The following is a 15,160-nucleotide window of genomic DNA, read 5'->3' as shown; positions in this document are numbered from 1 at the left end:
TTTACTTTTTCCCCTTCTTCTCGTTTAGATAAGTGAAGACGCTATGGGCTGCAACAGCTCCTTGAGCAGTTGCAGTAATCACTTGTCTAAAGCCTAGCCACATACCAGTGCAGTCTCCTGCTGCATACACTCCAGGCAAATTAGTTCTCATCCATTCGTCAACTTTTATATAACCGTGATTGTCAACCTCTAAATTATTAGTCCTTGCAAAATCAGTTGGTGGTTCAAATCCTATTTCCACGAAAACTCCGTTAACTGGAATCTCCTTTATCTCTTTTGTAACAAGATTCTCTACAATAACACTTTTTACTATTTTTTCTCCTTTGATTTCCTTCACTGTAGAGTTTAAGATAAATTCTACATTCTGTTTTTGTTTTACAAGATCTACATAGTAGGGCTGCGCTTTAAACTGATCTCTCCTATGTATTAAATAAACTTTAGTCGCATACCTTGATAATAGCTCTGCTCCTTCAAATGCAGAGTCTCCTCCACCTACTACTGCAACAACTCTTTTCCTAAATAAAGGTGCATCACAAATTGAGCAGTACGACACTCCTCTTCCAGTAAACTCCTCTTCGCCCGGAACATTTAATTTCCTTCTCTTTACTCCCACAGTAACGATTAAAGTTGAGGCACTAAATTCTCCTTTTCTTTTTGTTTTTACAATATATTCGTCTCCTTCTTTTCTGAAACTTTCTACAGTATCTAAAATTACTGGAACATTATATTTCTCAATATGTGCATTAAAAGTTTTTATCATATCTTGAGCTTGTATTCCTATTAACCCTAAGTAATCATCAACTTCTCCCGCTTCTGTTAATTGCCCTCCGGGCGTTTCTCCTATAACCAAGGTCTTCAACATATACCTTCCCGCGTATAATGCTGCGCCATAAGCTGCAGGTCCTATTCCAATTATTATCACATCAAATTTTTCGCCGGACTTTATATCCGCACTTTTAGGAAGTAGACTCATTAATTATATTTAGAACATATAGATTTAAAGGTTAATTACTCTTGGAATATTGTGATACCTTGAGGGCATTGCTTATTACTGGTAAGCTTGCTTATCCTATTGTAAAAGAGGTTTTAAAGAAAGTTAGTAATGTTGATGCGACAATTAAATCTTTAAATTATCCCGTAGCATCTTTAATGAGTGTTAGATACATTCTTGAAAATATAAAAAATGATAATCTTAAAGATTTTGACATAATTATTTTACCGGGTTTAGTTTTTGGTGACGCAAAGATAATAGAAGAAGAAACTGGAGTTAAAACTGTGAAAGGAACAGAGAACGCATGGGACATTCCGCTGGTTTTTGAAGCATTAAATCAAGGTATACAACTCTCTACAATTTATCCCGCAGATAAAATTTTAGGTAAAGTGAAAATGGAAAAAATGTTGAAAACTTTAGAGAAAATTGAAGAAAATCAGGAAGTAGCTTTCGAGCAAGGAATAAAAATACCACTAAGGCCTCCGCCTTTTAGGGTGTTTTTAGAATTAGATCCAACATGGCCTATAGATAGAATATTAGAAGAGATTGAAAGAACTAGAGAATTTGTAGATGTTTATGTTATAGGATTTCCTGTAGGTCATGATAACTTAGATGATGTAAGATTAAAGATAAGGAAAGTTAAAGATACAGGCGTTATTATAGGAATTGACAGCGATTCACCTAGGGAATTAATAGAAGGAATTAAAGAAGGTGTAGATTTTGTTTTTAATATAAATGAAGCGAATTATGAAAAACTTATTGACGTTAAGAATAAAGCTGCGTTTGTTGTTGCACCCTTTAATGTTGAAAATAAATCTGACATTGTAATTAAGTTAGCTAAAATTCTTTCTTGTAAGGGGTTTAATAAACTGATTTTGGATGCTGTTTTATCTCCTCCGCTTCAAGGTATGGTGGAGAGCATTATAGAATATAAAAAAATAAGGGAAGCTCTACCTCAGTATCCTCTGCTAATGGGCGCTTTAAACGTTACAGAATTAATAGACGCTGATAGTCATGGAATGAATGCTTTGCTTACTGCGATCGCTGGGGAATTAGGTATATCTTCTATTCTAACTATGGAAAAAGGAAAAACTAGGTGGAGCTCTTGGGAAATAAAGGAAGCATCTAAAATGGTTAGCATTTCCCTTCTTCAGAAGAGGTCACCCAAGGATTTGGGCATCGATTTACTTATTTTGAAAGACAAAGCCAAATACAAGGAAAATGAGGAACTAAATAACATTATTTTTGTAGATCATAATGAGCCTGAAATGGATAGTGCAGGCTTCGCAAAAGTTTTCTTAAATAATGGTAAGATAGCTTTAACTTTTTACGGTAAGAATAATGTTACTTTGGTAGGTGATGAGGCTTTATCTATAGGTAGAGAATTAGTAAGAAGAGTAAATATAAGCAAACAACACGCAGTTTATATAGGCTATGAATTGGCTAAAGCAGAAATAGCTAGAAATCTAGATAAAAATTATATTCAGGATCTTCCCTTATTTAAGAAGATCCATTAATGATTATCTCAGTTCCAAAAGTTATCTATTTACACAGTGGGAAATATACAATCTCGGTATCAGTTTTACCTACAAAGACAGAGGACGAGGTTATCAATATCCTAAAATCTACGATGAGAATTAGTGAGTGTAAAGATAAGCTTTTATGCTATCCTCAACTTTTTGGAGGGATTTTCGTATTCTTAAGAAAGTCCGTGTTGTTAAGAGTAGAGTTTGATGGATATTTGTGTCAAGGAGAGAAAGGTGAAGAATTTGATTTAGAAAAATTTTATGACGGATTGAAAACGGAATTTACTTGCTTTAAGTTTGATAGTAATACATATTGCTTTTCCAAGCTGAGGAAATATATGGAATGCAGTCCAATAGATAATATAGGTCTTAGATTCATTGTTGATTAAGGATACTCTATTATTGAGTAAGAATCTTTTCCTTCATAAATTTTTAATTTTACTGGCATATTTATTCTATTATATATTTCTTTAGCTAATTCAAAGCCTATGTATTCTGCAGTAGGATAATCTTCTTCGATAATTTTAATCTCGTTCCTGAAAGGACCTGATATCGATATTTTTTCTAGATCCTTTTTTGGGACTATTAGTTTGTGATCCCATTCTTTAATTATTTTCCCAATTTCTCCTTTTAATTTATTAAAATCCATTACAAATCCGTTAGTTGGATTAATTTCGCCTTCAATTTCTACATTTATTACGTAAGTATGTCCATGTAATTGAGAATCTTCTGGGGATGATAAAGTATAATGTGCTGAATCTATTGTAAATCCCTCAATTCCTACTTTAACTTTCATTTAAAGCCCTCCTAAGATTTTTATTGAAGTGCTCCCATAATGATTCTGTAAGATATTTAATCTCATCACAAAGGGATCTTATATTTTCATCGTTTCTTATTTCGTCTATTAGCTTAGATATCTCATAAAGCGAGTTAAATTCTGTACTTTTTGCAATAATCTTTTCCTCAAAGATTATGTTATTACTGCCAACTATAACGTTTCCTCCTTCTTCTATAATTTTATAGACTGTATAAGCGAGATCTTCTAAATTTACTGAATACTTTGAAAACCTGAATTCAAGCTCTTGAAGTAATGTATTTATATTGTCATTTATCAAATTTTCTAGACTATCAAGTATTTCTAACTGTTCCTTAAAGAATTCATTATTTAAAAGCTCCTTAAAATTGGAGTTCTTTAGGCATTCTGTATCGCAAGGTATTTCAATATTTAAAATTCTGAGTTTCTTACTGGGTTTAATATTAAGGTATTCTTTTGTAACATCCACAACTTTATTTACATTTACTTAATATTAAAATGGTATGCTAAAGTTAGTTGAGAATATTTCCTTAGATATACTTAATTGGTACGGTGATAAATTAAAAGGCTTACTTTATGAACAAAACTATAATGCAATTTTGATAGTACTAGAAGGCGTTGATAAGATTTCTTTATTTGCCAGGGGCGAGATTTATAATTTCTTCTATAATAGACTAAGAAAGACGGAAGAATTCAAAAAGTTCGTGATAGAAAATCACAAGGCTCCTAGATTGCAAGGGATAATAATTTCACCTAATGAATTAACTTACAATATACCTAAGATAGTTTATATTCTTCATAAAGGCTATGTTCTTTATGATCCACAAGGATTTATTTCGAATTTACTCAAATCTAATGTGAAAATATTTGAAGATTATAATAGGAAGATTTTAGATTTAGGTAAAGTGAAGAAAGGGGAGGTGGTAGAAATATGAACACCAGCGAATTAGCCTCGGAATTCTTATTACGCGGTACTAGGACGTTAAAAGAGGCTACAGAGGCTTATAATGAAGGCGACTTATATTACACTCTAGTCAGATTGGACGAAACACTAAACAATTTAGCGAGCGTTGTGTTATCTTTGTACGGAATATACGCCGTTGACGGAGATTCAGTTAGCGCATTATCATATTTAGATGAAACTAGAGAACTTGACTCTTCGTTAAAATCATTAATTAAAGACGTTCAAGACTTAGATAAGCAGTTAGATGTTACTAACTTTGTAGATGAATCTTCGTTAAAATCTCCTAGCGTTGTAGTGAGGAATGCAGAAGTAAAGGCAGTTTTAGATAGAGTAACCAAAATATTTGACAAAGTGCAAGAAGTCTTTGATGAGTTCCATAGTTGATTTAGATTCAGACCAATGTTCATTTAATCCATTAGATGCAATAGAATATCTTATGTACAAAAAAGATAGTATAATTTTTAAGATATCTTCTGATAATCCCTTCTTCCAAGATATAAAGAAAAGATATCCTTTGCAAATAATAAAGAATGAAGGTGGAATAGTATATTTCAAGATTCAATGAAATGGATCTCTTTTTACTCTAAGATAAGGGAGTGGTTAAGGTTTTCTTATGCTAAGGATTACTATTCAGCATCTTTACTTAACCAGACTATTACCGAAGATTATACTTACCTTCTTGATGAGATAAGAGGTAAAAAAGTCGCAATAGTCGGTGCAGGTCCTAGCTTAACTAAGATTAAGGAAATAGATGCTGATGTAATAATTTCTGCTGATGGTGCTACAAATTACTTAGTAAGTAAGGGCGTTATTCCTGATATTGTGGTAACTGATCTTGATGGAATTGAGATTTTTCCTGATAAAACAGTATACGTAGTTTTAGCTCATGGAGATAACATTACAAGGTTAGGTAAGGTTAAGGAAATGAAATATGTAATAGGCACGTGTCAAGTTATGCCCTTTGGTAGACTAAAATTATTTGGCGGGTTTACTGACGGAGATAGGGCCGTTATTCTTGCAAAAAAATTTAATCCAGAGAAAATTTTACTTTATGCTATGGATTTTGATTCTGACTATATCGGAAAATTTTCTAAACCTTGGTATGGTGCAGATGTGCCCATTTCATGGATAAAGAGGGAGAAATTAAAAATTGCAAAAAATATTGTAAATGAGGTTTTACAGTAAAGCTTATAAAATTTAAGTAGATTTATAAATTGGTGCAAGGGATGCGTATTCTCGAATAGGGTAAGGATACTGGATACCACGTTAAGAGATGGAGAACAAGCTCCAGGAATAGATTTTACTGTTGAGCAAAAAGTAAAGATAGCCGGCCAGCTAGTTAAATTAGGTGTAGATGTTATAGAAGCAGGATTTCCTGCTTCTTCAGAAGGAGACTTTATAGCAACTAAGAAGATTTTAGAAGAAGCGGGAGATAAAACAGAAGTTATTGGTTTAGCCAGAGCTAATAAGAACGATATAGACAAAGTAATAGAAGCAGGGCTTTCTAGCATTCATGTGTTTATAGCTACTTCGGAAATTCACATGAAGTATAAACTAAAAATGACAAGAGAGGAGGTTTTAGATAAAATTTATGAGAACGTAAGTTATGCAAAATCTCATGGCTTAATAGTGGAATTTAGTCCAGAAGATGCCACTAGATCTGACGAGGATTTCCTGCTGACAGCAATAAAGACTGCTATACAAGCCGGTGCAGATAGAATAAACATTCCAGACACAGTAGGAGTGATGACTCCGTTCACTTTCTATGACCTAATTAAGAAAGTTACTAGTGTAACTGACGATAAGATAGTAAGTGTTCACTGTCATAACGATTTCGGATTAGCTACGGCAAATTCCATAGCAGGAGTGGCAGCTGGAGCTAGGCAAGTTCACGTAACAGTGAACGGTATAGGAGAAAGAGCAGGAAATGCTTCATTGGAGGAGGTAGTAATGGCTTTAAAGAAATTAATGCATTATGATTTGAATATAAAAACGTGGTTACTATATGAAACAAGTAGACTTGTTTCGGAATTAAGCGGAATGCCAATACCTTACTTTAAAGCAATAGTTGGAGAGAATGCCTTCGGGCATGAAGCAGGAATTCATGTGCATGGAGTTATAGAAAATCCAGTAACTTATGAGCCAATATCTCCTGAAGAAGTAGGTAATTTCAGAAGATTAGCTTTAGGAAAGCATAGTGGTATTCATGGATTGAAGAAAATCTTAGAAGACCAAGGAATTTATTTAGATGATGATAAATTGAAAATGGTTTTAATGGAGATTAAGAAGAAAGCCGAATCTGGAGAAAAGATAACTGCTGAAGATGCAAGGAACATTGCAATCAAGCTTTTGAACTCGTAAAATAATTTCTTTTTATGATTGAATATTTTGGCCATTCAATGTTTTTGATCGATAAAAAAATTGTTATAGATCCTCATGATGGAGGCAGTATAGGTTTACCTAAGCCTAATTTAGATAAAGTAGATCTTGTTTTAATTACTCATGATCATTACGATCATAATGCTTACGAGATATTAACTTATAATGACATGAAAATGAGGTATTACGGATATATGAATTATCAAACCTACAAGATAACAGGTTATAAGGCTTATCATGATAAGGAAAGAGGAAAGAGGAGAGGAGAGACCGCTATTTATAAGATAGAAGATCCCGAAGGTAATGTGATAGTTCATTTAGGCGATTTAGGAGAATATCCAATTAAAGAAGATCTTATTAAAGAAATTTCTTCTCCGACTGTTCTCATTATTCCTGTAGGCGGTTTAATAACAATTGATTATAAAGATGCGGTATCCTTAGTTAAGGATATTAATCCGCAAGCAGTTATTCCAATGCATTATTGGGTTAAAGGTCATTTAATGCCTTTAGACCCCGTAGATAATTTCATAAAAGAGTTAGGTTGGAAAACAATTGAAGGCAAAAAATGTATTGAGAAAATAGAAGATAAAGAGGTAGCTTACCTTCTCACAACCTAATTTTCTCTACTCTGGCTACCGGAACAGTCTCTTTATTTACTTCATCTTTAACTAGGTTTTCTATTGCTTTTCTTATAGCTTCTGATCTATTTAATCCGTATTTTATTGCATACCTATCTAGTAGTTCTAACAAATCTTCTTCTGCTTTAAATGTTACAACTCTCATCGTATATCTAATATATATCTTCTTAGTACTATGGTTTAAGTATTTTCTGGAGCGATAAGACTCTCTTACTACTTCAAGAGGGATACTTCATGAGGAAGATTAATATATAAGTTTGCCATATATTTTTATTGAGTGAAGAATACAGTGCCAACTATACACTTATCGATTCCAGAAGGAATGTACGAAGAGCTTAGGAAGAAAGCTGAAGATATGGGAATACAGATAACTGATCTAGTTAAGTTCTATATTAGGCAGGGTATGGAGAAAGAAGAAGACGAAGATGTAGGGAAAAGCAGTGAATATGAGGAGAACATTGCTTTCCTAGAGGCAAAAGTAGCTCAGCTTGACGCTATAGTTGGCGAGCTCGTTAGAAAGTTAAAGAATATAGAAGATGAAGATATCGGAGAAGAAGAAGTAGAACTTAAAGAAAGAGAGGAAAACGATTAAAACTTATTCTGTATTAGATATTAATGAGAAGGGTCCATGGGATAATGTCCTCGTGTACCGGGGACTTATGAACATGGAGGGGTCCCCTTAATGCTTACTTGTGATGTGGCAGGGACGAACTGAAGAATGAGGAAAAAATTAATAAAAAACTGAAATTACATTGAAATTAATGTTACTGTTCTAATTATGGAGGAGTTTCTCCTTATCTGATTAATTGTCTTATTTAATTCGTTTAAGTCTGGTGCTTCCACTTCTATTACGACGTCGTACTCTCCATAAACGGGTGTTGCGTCTCTTACTCCATTTAATTTTTTCACATCATTGACAACATCCAATTCTTTTCCTATACTGGTTATTAATAAGATATATGCTTTTACATTTCCCATAATATATATTTAGTAAGCGATAATAAAAATCTTATTTTAATAATAGCCTTTCAGAGTCGAGGAATCTGGACGCAAGTAATAACAAGAATACTGAGACGAGTAGCGTTGCTAATATAGAGAATATGGATTCTTGTATCAAACCAAATACATAGAACATTACAGATGCTACCAATTGCACGTAAGGAATACCTAGAATAAGAGATAATGGATATGATAAGTCTCCGAAGTTTAAGAATAATGACGAGAATGATGCTATCATGCCAAAGCTGGTTATAACGAAGTTTATAATTTGAACATTCCTGCTAGATCCTCCAAGTAGTAAGAGCACTATAATACTCATGGATGCTGTAAGTAAAATCATTGTAAGATATACTATTATTACAAGAACAGTGAATGTAGCACTAAAAGATATACTTTCTCCTATTATATAAGGAGCAAATAATGAAAATGCTATTAAACCTATTAAATCGCCTATGGAAGATATTAAGCCTAATACCATTGATATAACCAATTTAGAGAAAATGAAATCTCTAGAAGAAATTGGAGATGCTAACAGAGATTCCAGAGTTTTTCTTTCCTTTTCTCCCATAATGCTGTCGCTAACAAAAAATATCACTGGTGTAGCTGCAGGAAATAAAATGATTGCAACTATTCTTGCTAATTGAGAAAATTGGCTCTCTTGGTAAGATGCTTGTTTACCTGTAGGTAATTTATATAGTAATGCTACTTCTATAGGGTCTCTGATCGTTGAAGGAGAAACTTTGGTATGAGATACGTTCTCTAGATATTCTATCCTCTGTATTGATGTATTATATAGAATGTCATATAGGCCGTTCTCAACTAATTGTAAAGCAGAAGATCTCGAGGATATTACATATGAGATATAAACTATTGCTGTTCTATTTACGTTAGATATATTTTCGTAAAAGCATGAAGGGAATATTACTTCGACATCTGCAGGTTTTGTGGAATTAATGTAAACTATTCCATGATTACTTTGAATATAACTGCATAATTCTTTTACATACTTTGTATTATTATAATTCTCATTTATTATATCAATAATGGGTGGTTGGGAAACTACTGCTGCAAATAGAATTATTCCAATTAAAGGTAAAAGTATTAAAGGTAGTAGTACAGAGCCTAATACGAGTTTTTTATCTCTCTTTACATCAGTCCATTCCTTTTTTATTAAATCTAAGATCAAATTTTACCACCTGTAGCTACAAGGAAAGCTTCTTCTAAGTTTTTCACACCCATATTGTTTACTATTTCTTTAGGAGTTCCTCTAGCTACTATTTCTCCATTACTGATTAATACTATATCATCACAAAGATATTCTACCTCTAGCATGTTATGAGATGAAAGTATTATTGTGGTCTCTCCTTTCATTTCCCTTATTAATTTCCTAATCCTAACTGCAGATTCCACATCTAAGGCTGAAGTCGGCTCGTCCAAAATTGCTACTTTTGGCATTACCATTAAAGTTCTTGCTATCATTAATCTCCTTTTCATTCCTCTGCTATATTCCTGTGTTTTATCATATATTCTGTCTCCCAAGTCAGCTATTTTTATTCCTTTTTCCAAGTATTCTTTGAATTCTTCCTTTGTTTTAGTGTAAATTTTTGCATAAAATTCTAGGTTTTCTAATCCAGTTAATCTATCGTAAGGGAAAGCGTCTTCTGGCATATATGAGATGTAACCTTTTTCCCTGGCTTTTGTTGGAGAAATCTCAAATATCTTTACATCTCCTTGATAATGCCTTATTATTCCTGCAAGAACTCTTAGTGTTGTAGTCTTACCTGCACCATTAGGACCAATTATCCCGAAGATAACGTTTTTATCTACTTGAAAAGTAAGCCCTTTAAGTATCTCTTTATTGCTGAAGCTTTTCCTAAGGTTAGTAACACTCACTGCAATTTCTTCCACTGTCATACTGTTTACATTCTTCTAAACAGATAATTTATTTCTTTACAGAATATCAATGAATGATAGGAGGAGTAAAGGACAGAACTACTGAGGCCTTATTGAGGTTCGGTGATAGATGTAAGGCTATTTTAAAGGTAGCTATATCTATTGCTGAAAGTAATGATAAGAAGGAGTTAGGGGACTTCGATTATAAAACTCTGGTAGAGAAACTCCAAGGAGATGGATTTGATAAGGATCCTAAAATGATATTAAGAGCTCTAGAAAGAGATTACGGTATAATCGAGACTTCCTATAGATCTGCAAATCAGCATTGGTGGCGGTTTATAGATATTGAGGGAGTAAAGGATGCAATAGGAGATAGTGTAGAAGATCCAGAAATTCAGCTTATTAAGATTCAGGCTAATAGCTTAAATTTAGCAGAATTAGAAAGAAAATTAAGATTCATGCTTAATAAATCAACTTTATCTGATGTGGATAAGGCATTATTTAGGAAAATTGCCTTTGAGGAATTAAATTATGTCATGGAAGTATATAGAAAAGCTTCTATGTATGAGGAAACTTATGATATTGTAGAAAGGATAAAGATTATATTGAATTTAGCAGCTAAAGTCTCGTCAAAGATAGGCAAAACTCAAAAGAAAGTTACTGAGGACGAGATATTAGGTCTGCAGAAAGATTCTCAAGTCTTTGCGAAATAAACTTAATTGCTTCAGCTAAATTTCTCTTGTTATCGAAATTATTGATAATCTTCTCCCATTCTCTTTTATCCTTAGTTTTGAGCTCTTTTACTCTTTTTGCTAAAAGAGGAATACTTCTAGTAATGTTATCAACGATAGTAATTGAAGCAGTCATTGAAGTTCTGGATAAAGGATTTAGATCTATTGCTATTACTTTCTTATCCATTTTTACTAAGGCTTCTGTTCTATCTCCATCTTCTAAGCCAAGTAATATGACGTCGGCTATATAAATTCCTTTTCTACTCACTCTTCTTCTCTCACTAAAGAGCTCTGGAATAGTAATTAGATCATCATCACCCAGAACCTCTTTAGCTCCTGCTTTCTCTAAAACTTCTTTTATAGCCTTTATTCTTTTTTCATCTCTATAAAATAGATTAATTTCCATTTTACAATTGATCTCTTCTGCCAAGTCAACTAAATCCTTAGCAGTAAGTGCTGCCATATTTCCATTAACTGAAATAACAGGATATTTAGCAAGCAGAAGTAATGCTGCGGCGGCGTTTATTGATTTTTCTGCAAATTCTTGAGTTTTCTCACCTAAAAGATAGTCAAAACATTCTCCTCTTCCGTGGGCAATTAAACCTTGTGGTGCTAGAATGTTATTTTCAAGCGCCTTAACTAGTTTTTCTCTAATTAAGAGGGATTCTCTTCTCGGATGGTTGAAAGGTATCAAACTACGTATGCTCCTTTCATCGCCGGTTTGTGTATTATCCATTCTTCTTCACATTCGTCAAGTCTAACTATTATACCTTTCTTCCTAAATGATTTTTTATATGGAGAATAAAATCCTAATTCTTCAGTAAACTTTTTTGAGACTTCGAAGAATTTATCTATAGTTTTTTCCTTTAAAAAATCTTGAATATATGATAATGCATTTTCGGAGTTTTTTAATAACGAAGTAGTAGATAACTTTTCTATGGGCTTACTGCATACTTTTCTCCAATCAAGTTTTATTGTCTTAATCTCACCGTTAATGCCTGGCGTTTTTCTATAAACTAATCCTCCACCAACATATTGCGAAATCACATCTCCAAGACCATTTTTGCTTATAACTTCACTTTCATGAGCAATCTTTACTGATTCTTTCTCATTTATTCCAAATATTTCTGAAGCTCCTAAAGCATAAGCTAAACTTATGCTTCCACTTAATCCGTATCCGAAACCTAGAGGAGCACTATTTTCTATCTCCAAACGTAAATATCCTAACTTATTTTTAAGGAAATCCAGGTTTGGAAAATTAATCTTCTTTCCGTTGAATATAATTTCTGCGTCCCCTCTTCTTATTAATACCCTAGAATAAGGTTCGAGCACCATGGTTAAGCCTACAGAACCCGAATTTTCTAAATTATTTGAAAAAACTGGATACCATACTCCAGAAATACTTAACGGTACCATAATTTCTAACATATTGAGCTTTTTTGCAATAAGTAATATATATCTTTGATTATTAAATAGAGATGACAAAAATGCTATTAGACTCATCAATATTTAGCCGAGCAATTATTACATTTGATATCTCTTCACTGAAAAAATATATGGTTAATGAAGAAAAGGAGATTGTTATTGGTAGTTTAACTTCTATGTCTGGAGAGATCTTAAACTACTTAAATCCTAAACCTGTAAAAGCTGCAACTTTGTTGTCTGATGGATCCTTTTATAAGATAACAAGTAGGAAATATGGAATGACCTATGCAGAAGTTCCTGCTGGTCTAACCTTTGAGGAATTAATTAATAAGTTGAAATCTGAAAATTTATTCCCTGCAATATTTCCTCTTTATTTGAAGGGCACTATTGGAGGGTTCATATCTACTAATGGGTCGGGCTTTGGTAGTTATAAATACGGTTTTGTAAAATATAAAATTCCAGTCTATGAATTGAAAGACAAAGATACGGCTATAGTGGGCTTAGTTAATTATCCTGAGGTAATGGAGTTAGATCAAGAAACTCCTTACGCGTGGTCAGCTTTAGTTTTTCCTAACGAAAATGCTGTTAAGTACTATGTTCCGTCATTTTACTCTCATATAGTAGGTAAAGGAAAAGTAGTATCTTTGGACAAATTAATTAATGATATACACGATCGTATAAAGTCCATACTAAAAAGAGATTATATTCCAGTTTGTCTAAGGTCATCAGAATACTCTGTATTAACGCAAGCCCCTATTGAAAGCCAGTTAGGATATGTGATAAATTACAATTCCCCTTCAAGATTTTATGTAATATGTGGTAGCGTAAAGAGAGATAATTTAGATAAATTATTGGAATTCTTAAAGAAGAGTTCCTCTGTTTATCCTTTTCCTTCATTACAAGAATACAAGGAAATTCACAAGTTTATTTTATCAAAATATAAAAAAGAAATAAAAATTCCAAAAAATTTTGAAAAAATTAAGGCACAATATTTAGATGCCATACAGTGCATTAATTGCGGATTATGTATAGATAAGTGCTTAGCTTACAATACAACAAGGAATATTAATTTTTCGCCAGTAGGTAAAATAAATAGGCTATTAACTGGAATTTCGGATTTTGAGTATTGCTTTGGATGTAAAAATGACGAAGATTCATGCCCCGTAGGAATTAAGATTTCTGAGCTAACTGAAGTTTTACCTCAGTTAAGTAAAAATAAGGATAAAGTTTCCATACAAACTGGTTCTGTTCCAAATAGATTAAGGGAAGTAGAAGGTCAACTTGACTCCAAATACAGAAATTATCCAATATACCTTTTATTTGTAGGGTGTGCGGCTAAATACGATCCATTAGGAGTAGAAGGTTTTATGAATTTCCTTTTAGAAAAAGGAGGAGAATTGAAGGACTTTTCTCCAAGGGTCAAGATCATTGATAACATGTGCTGTGGATTTGATAAATATATTACAGGCGATGTGGAAGGGGCTAAAACCGACGTTTCTAAAATTATTGATATAAAAAATAGATTAGGTGCACAAAAGGTATATTTCCTCTGCCCAGAAGGTTTATATGTTTATAATTCTCTATCTGGCGATAAAGGGATTTTAGCATACGAAGTTGTTAAACCATACGTAAAGGATAAGGTTTATCTAGGTTGTTGGGCCAAAAAATTAGGCTTAGAAGGGGAAGAACATGATTGTGCAGGTTTACTATTTACATCATATAAAGGTACTCAATTACCTATATTTAAAAAGAATATAGTAACAATTTGTCCGTTCTCCACATGGAAGTTCTCTACACAATCTGTATATTCACTCTTTAATAAAGGAAAAGATGTAGCTATAGAAGGTAAGATTACAATTGATTTTTCTGACCAATTATTTGCAGATTATGTCATCTCATCTTTAAAGAATAGCACGTTAGATTCCGTTGATGATATAGCAGATAAGACAATAAACTGGATCATGGGAGGTAAGAACTATTTTGTACTTCTTATAATTCCTATAATTAGGAAAAAGTTTTCTGCTAACTTGATTTCTTCCTTATCTGAAAATAAGGATCTTGTAAACTCACTGAAGGAATTATCTAATAACAGACTGTTACTCGAAGATAAAATCGGAAAGGTTTTAGATATAATTAATTCATATAATTTTACTGACTTTGTAAATGATTTGATTACGAAAATTTCTAACTCTACAAAACTGGAATATGAAGCTAGAAAAGTTATAGAAACAAGTGACTATAAAAAAGCTTTGGAGGAAGTTATAAAGAAAGTTATCATAGATAGAGTATTAGAAGACGTAATACAAGAAGTTATTTATAGCTAGCGGTCAGTTTATATTTTCGTTCTTTCCAGTCAAAATATATTAATCCATATCTTTTCAGAAGTATAAATAGCGGTAATAATCTTTTGGGAAGCTTATCTTCTATATTTTCTTCTTTATATATGGAAAAGGACGATAATAATAACTCAATGGTATCTTTAAATGTAACTATACATCTTTCATTATCAAAAGGAATCTTTACCAGGTTAGGGTGGGTATTAATTGAAATGTTTTTATCGTTAGCTATAATGTAACCTTTATCTAGAATTTCGTCGGATATAGATTTATTGTTAAATCGTTCTTTGTAATTTGTTGTGTGTGTATTATCGTTATTACTATGAACTTCATAATAATCACCATTTATTATTTTTAGCATTAAATCCTCAACTTCCTTAATATCGTTATCACTTATTTCAAATTTTCCTGGCCATTTATCTTCTTCTCTTAACGACATTTATAATTTTGGGAAGAATATGAAT

General features: G+C 32.6%; 21 protein-coding genes. 11 read left to right on the top strand and 10 right to left on the bottom strand.

The window, feature by feature from the left end; all coding sequences use genetic code 11:
• Window position 1: 1 nt before the first annotated feature.
• Entirely contained in the window at window positions 2-973 is a 972-nt protein-coding gene (gene trxB, locus HS5_RS05045) for a thioredoxin-disulfide reductase (RefSeq protein WP_236753071.1), read from the bottom strand.
• Between the two features lie 59 nt (window positions 974-1,032).
• On the opposite strand from trxB, the gene HS5_RS05040 reads away from it, so the two are divergent.
• Entirely contained in the window at window positions 1,033-2,508 is a 1,476-nt protein-coding gene (locus HS5_RS05040) for a dihydropteroate synthase-like protein (RefSeq protein ID WP_236753470.1), read from the top strand.
• Window positions 2,508-2,906, top strand: a complete 399-nt coding sequence (locus HS5_RS05035; protein ID WP_236753070.1) for a hypothetical protein — start codon at window positions 2,508-2,510, stop codon at window positions 2,904-2,906. Before HS5_RS05040 ends, HS5_RS05035 begins: the two co-directional genes overlap by 1 nt.
• On the opposite strand, the gene HS5_RS05030 is transcribed toward HS5_RS05035, so the two are convergent.
• Window positions 2,903-3,313 (bottom strand): 6-carboxytetrahydropterin synthase, encoded by a 411-nt coding sequence (locus tag HS5_RS05030; protein WP_236753069.1) that lies wholly within the window; start codon window positions 3,311-3,313, stop codon window positions 2,903-2,905. The two genes, HS5_RS05035 and HS5_RS05030, sit on opposite strands and share 4 nt — an antisense overlap.
• Window positions 3,303-3,800, bottom strand: a complete 498-nt coding sequence (locus HS5_RS05025) for a hypothetical protein (RefSeq protein ID WP_236753068.1) — start codon at window positions 3,798-3,800, stop codon at window positions 3,303-3,305. The genes HS5_RS05030 and HS5_RS05025 overlap by 11 nt, the downstream gene beginning before the upstream one ends.
• Before the next feature lie 34 nt (window positions 3,801-3,834).
• Between HS5_RS05025 and HS5_RS05020 the strand changes: the two genes are divergently transcribed.
• Genes HS5_RS05020 through HS5_RS04995 form a run of 6 tightly spaced genes read left to right on the top strand, consistent with a single transcriptional unit; the run spans window position 3,835 to window position 7,291 of the window.
• Window positions 3,835-4,266: a hypothetical protein gene (locus HS5_RS05020; protein ID WP_236753067.1), complete on the top strand. Its 432-nt coding sequence runs from the start codon at window positions 3,835-3,837 to the stop codon at window positions 4,264-4,266.
• The gene (locus HS5_RS05015) at window positions 4,263-4,679 is read left to right on the top strand and encodes a hypothetical protein (RefSeq protein WP_236753066.1); all 417 of its coding nucleotides are present in this window, start codon (window positions 4,263-4,265) and stop codon (window positions 4,677-4,679) included. Before HS5_RS05020 ends, HS5_RS05015 begins: the two co-directional genes overlap by 4 nt.
• Window positions 4,663-4,860: a hypothetical protein gene (locus tag HS5_RS05010; RefSeq protein WP_236753065.1), complete on the top strand. Its 198-nt coding sequence runs from the start codon at window positions 4,663-4,665 to the stop codon at window positions 4,858-4,860. Before HS5_RS05015 ends, HS5_RS05010 begins: the two co-directional genes overlap by 17 nt.
• Window positions 4,857-5,480: a 6-hydroxymethylpterin diphosphokinase MptE-like protein gene (locus tag HS5_RS05005; RefSeq protein ID WP_236753064.1), complete on the top strand. Its 624-nt coding sequence runs from the start codon at window positions 4,857-4,859 to the stop codon at window positions 5,478-5,480. Before HS5_RS05010 ends, HS5_RS05005 begins: the two co-directional genes overlap by 4 nt.
• 24 nt (window positions 5,481-5,504) lie before the next feature.
• Window positions 5,505-6,656, top strand: a complete 1,152-nt coding sequence (locus HS5_RS05000) for an isopropylmalate synthase (protein ID WP_236753469.1) — start codon at window positions 5,505-5,507, stop codon at window positions 6,654-6,656.
• 14 nt (window positions 6,657-6,670) lie between these two features.
• A complete protein-coding gene (locus HS5_RS04995) occupies window positions 6,671-7,291 on the top strand; it encodes an MBL fold metallo-hydrolase (protein WP_236753063.1) in 621 nt (206 codons plus the stop codon).
• Here HS5_RS04995 and HS5_RS04990 read toward each other — a convergent pair.
• Window positions 7,281-7,457: a ribbon-helix-helix protein, CopG family gene (locus HS5_RS04990; RefSeq protein WP_013776985.1), complete on the bottom strand. Its 177-nt coding sequence runs from the start codon at window positions 7,455-7,457 to the stop codon at window positions 7,281-7,283. The genes HS5_RS04995 and HS5_RS04990 overlap by 11 nt on opposite strands.
• A 144-nt stretch (window positions 7,458-7,601) precedes the next feature.
• On the opposite strand from HS5_RS04990, the gene HS5_RS04985 reads away from it, so the two are divergent.
• A complete protein-coding gene (locus HS5_RS04985) occupies window positions 7,602-7,904 on the top strand; it encodes a hypothetical protein (protein WP_236753062.1) in 303 nt (100 codons plus the stop codon).
• Window positions 7,905-8,059: 155 nt separating this feature from the next.
• Here the strand turns inward: HS5_RS04985 and HS5_RS04980 are convergent, their stop codons facing one another.
• Genes HS5_RS04980 through HS5_RS04970 form a run of 3 tightly spaced genes read right to left on the bottom strand, consistent with a single transcriptional unit; the run spans window position 8,060 to window position 10,225 of the window.
• Window positions 8,060-8,290, bottom strand: a complete 231-nt coding sequence (locus HS5_RS04980; protein ID WP_236753061.1) for an Lrp/AsnC ligand binding domain-containing protein — start codon at window positions 8,288-8,290, stop codon at window positions 8,060-8,062.
• A 31-nt stretch (window positions 8,291-8,321) separates the two neighbouring features.
• Window positions 8,322-9,497 carry an ABC transporter permease gene (locus HS5_RS04975; protein WP_236753060.1) on the bottom strand — a complete coding sequence of 392 codons (1,176 nt, stop codon included), beginning with the start codon at window positions 9,495-9,497 and terminating at the stop codon, window positions 8,322-8,324.
• Window positions 9,494-10,225, bottom strand: coding sequence for an ABC transporter ATP-binding protein (locus tag HS5_RS04970; RefSeq protein WP_236753059.1), 732 nt, complete (start codon window positions 10,223-10,225; stop codon window positions 9,494-9,496). Before HS5_RS04970 ends, HS5_RS04975 begins: the two co-directional genes overlap by 4 nt.
• Window positions 10,226-10,278: 53 nt before the next feature.
• On the opposite strand from HS5_RS04970, the gene HS5_RS04965 reads away from it, so the two are divergent.
• Window positions 10,279-10,917, top strand: a complete 639-nt coding sequence (locus HS5_RS04965; protein WP_236753058.1) for a hypothetical protein — start codon at window positions 10,279-10,281, stop codon at window positions 10,915-10,917.
• On the opposite strand, the gene HS5_RS04960 is transcribed toward HS5_RS04965, so the two are convergent.
• Complete coding sequence (locus HS5_RS04960) at window positions 10,862-11,671, bottom strand: 4-phosphopantoate--beta-alanine ligase (RefSeq protein WP_236753057.1); 810 nt, start codon at window positions 11,669-11,671, stop codon at window positions 10,862-10,864. The genes HS5_RS04965 and HS5_RS04960 overlap by 56 nt on opposite strands.
• Window positions 11,626-12,363 (bottom strand): GHMP kinase, encoded by a 738-nt coding sequence (locus HS5_RS04955; RefSeq protein WP_236753056.1) that lies wholly within the window; start codon window positions 12,361-12,363, stop codon window positions 11,626-11,628. Before HS5_RS04955 ends, HS5_RS04960 begins: the two co-directional genes overlap by 46 nt.
• A 59-nt stretch (window positions 12,364-12,422) precedes the next feature.
• Between HS5_RS04955 and HS5_RS04950 the strand changes: the two genes are divergently transcribed.
• The gene (locus tag HS5_RS04950) at window positions 12,423-14,684 is read left to right on the top strand and encodes an FAD-binding protein (RefSeq protein ID WP_236753055.1); all 2,262 of its coding nucleotides are present in this window, start codon (window positions 12,423-12,425) and stop codon (window positions 14,682-14,684) included.
• Here the strand turns inward: HS5_RS04950 and HS5_RS04945 are convergent.
• Window positions 14,671-15,135, bottom strand: coding sequence for a hypothetical protein (locus tag HS5_RS04945; protein ID WP_236753054.1), 465 nt, complete (start codon window positions 15,133-15,135; stop codon window positions 14,671-14,673). The two genes, HS5_RS04950 and HS5_RS04945, sit on opposite strands and share 14 nt — an antisense overlap.
• Between the last annotated feature and the right edge of the window lie 25 nt (window positions 15,136-15,160).

The organism is Acidianus sp. HS-5, assembly GCF_021655615.1.
Lineage (GTDB): Archaea > Thermoproteota > Thermoprotei_A > Sulfolobales > Sulfolobaceae > Acidianus.
The sequence above is the reverse complement of the archived record's forward strand: the minus strand, read 5'-3'. Positions and strand labels throughout refer to the sequence as shown.

Coding starts and splice junctions, on each gene's coding strand:
- HS5_RS04965 (WP_236753058.1), top strand. CDS start 10,279: ATGATAGGAGGAGTAAAGGACAGAACTACTGAGGCCTTATTGAGGTTC.
- HS5_RS04990 (WP_013776985.1), bottom strand. CDS start 7,457: ATGAGAGTTGTAACATTTAAAGCAGAAGAAGATTTGTTAGAACTACTA.
- HS5_RS05005 (WP_236753064.1), top strand. CDS start 4,857: ATGAAATGGATCTCTTTTTACTCTAAGATAAGGGAGTGGTTAAGGTTT.
- HS5_RS05020 (WP_236753067.1), top strand. CDS start 3,835: ATGCTAAAGTTAGTTGAGAATATTTCCTTAGATATACTTAATTGGTAC.
- HS5_RS04995 (WP_236753063.1), top strand. CDS start 6,671: ATGATTGAATATTTTGGCCATTCAATGTTTTTGATCGATAAAAAAATT.
- HS5_RS04970 (WP_236753059.1), bottom strand. CDS start 10,225: ATGACAGTGGAAGAAATTGCAGTGAGTGTTACTAACCTTAGGAAAAGC.
- HS5_RS05030 (WP_236753069.1), bottom strand. CDS start 3,313: ATGAAAGTTAAAGTAGGAATTGAGGGATTTACAATAGATTCAGCACAT.
- HS5_RS04945 (WP_236753054.1), bottom strand. CDS start 15,135: ATGTCGTTAAGAGAAGAAGATAAATGGCCAGGAAAATTTGAAATAAGT.
- HS5_RS04950 (WP_236753055.1), top strand. CDS start 12,423: ATGCTATTAGACTCATCAATATTTAGCCGAGCAATTATTACATTTGAT.
- HS5_RS05035 (WP_236753070.1), top strand. CDS start 2,508: ATGATTATCTCAGTTCCAAAAGTTATCTATTTACACAGTGGGAAATAT.
- HS5_RS04960 (WP_236753057.1), bottom strand. CDS start 11,671: ATGGATAATACACAAACCGGCGATGAAAGGAGCATACGTAGTTTGATA.
- HS5_RS04980 (WP_236753061.1), bottom strand. CDS start 8,290: ATGGGAAATGTAAAAGCATATATCTTATTAATAACCAGTATAGGAAAA.
- HS5_RS04955 (WP_236753056.1), bottom strand. CDS start 12,363: ATGTTAGAAATTATGGTACCGTTAAGTATTTCTGGAGTATGGTATCCA.
- trxB (WP_236753071.1), bottom strand. CDS start 973: ATGAGTCTACTTCCTAAAAGTGCGGATATAAAGTCCGGCGAAAAATTT.
- HS5_RS05010 (WP_236753065.1), top strand. CDS start 4,663: ATGAGTTCCATAGTTGATTTAGATTCAGACCAATGTTCATTTAATCCA.
- HS5_RS05015 (WP_236753066.1), top strand. CDS start 4,263: ATGAACACCAGCGAATTAGCCTCGGAATTCTTATTACGCGGTACTAGG.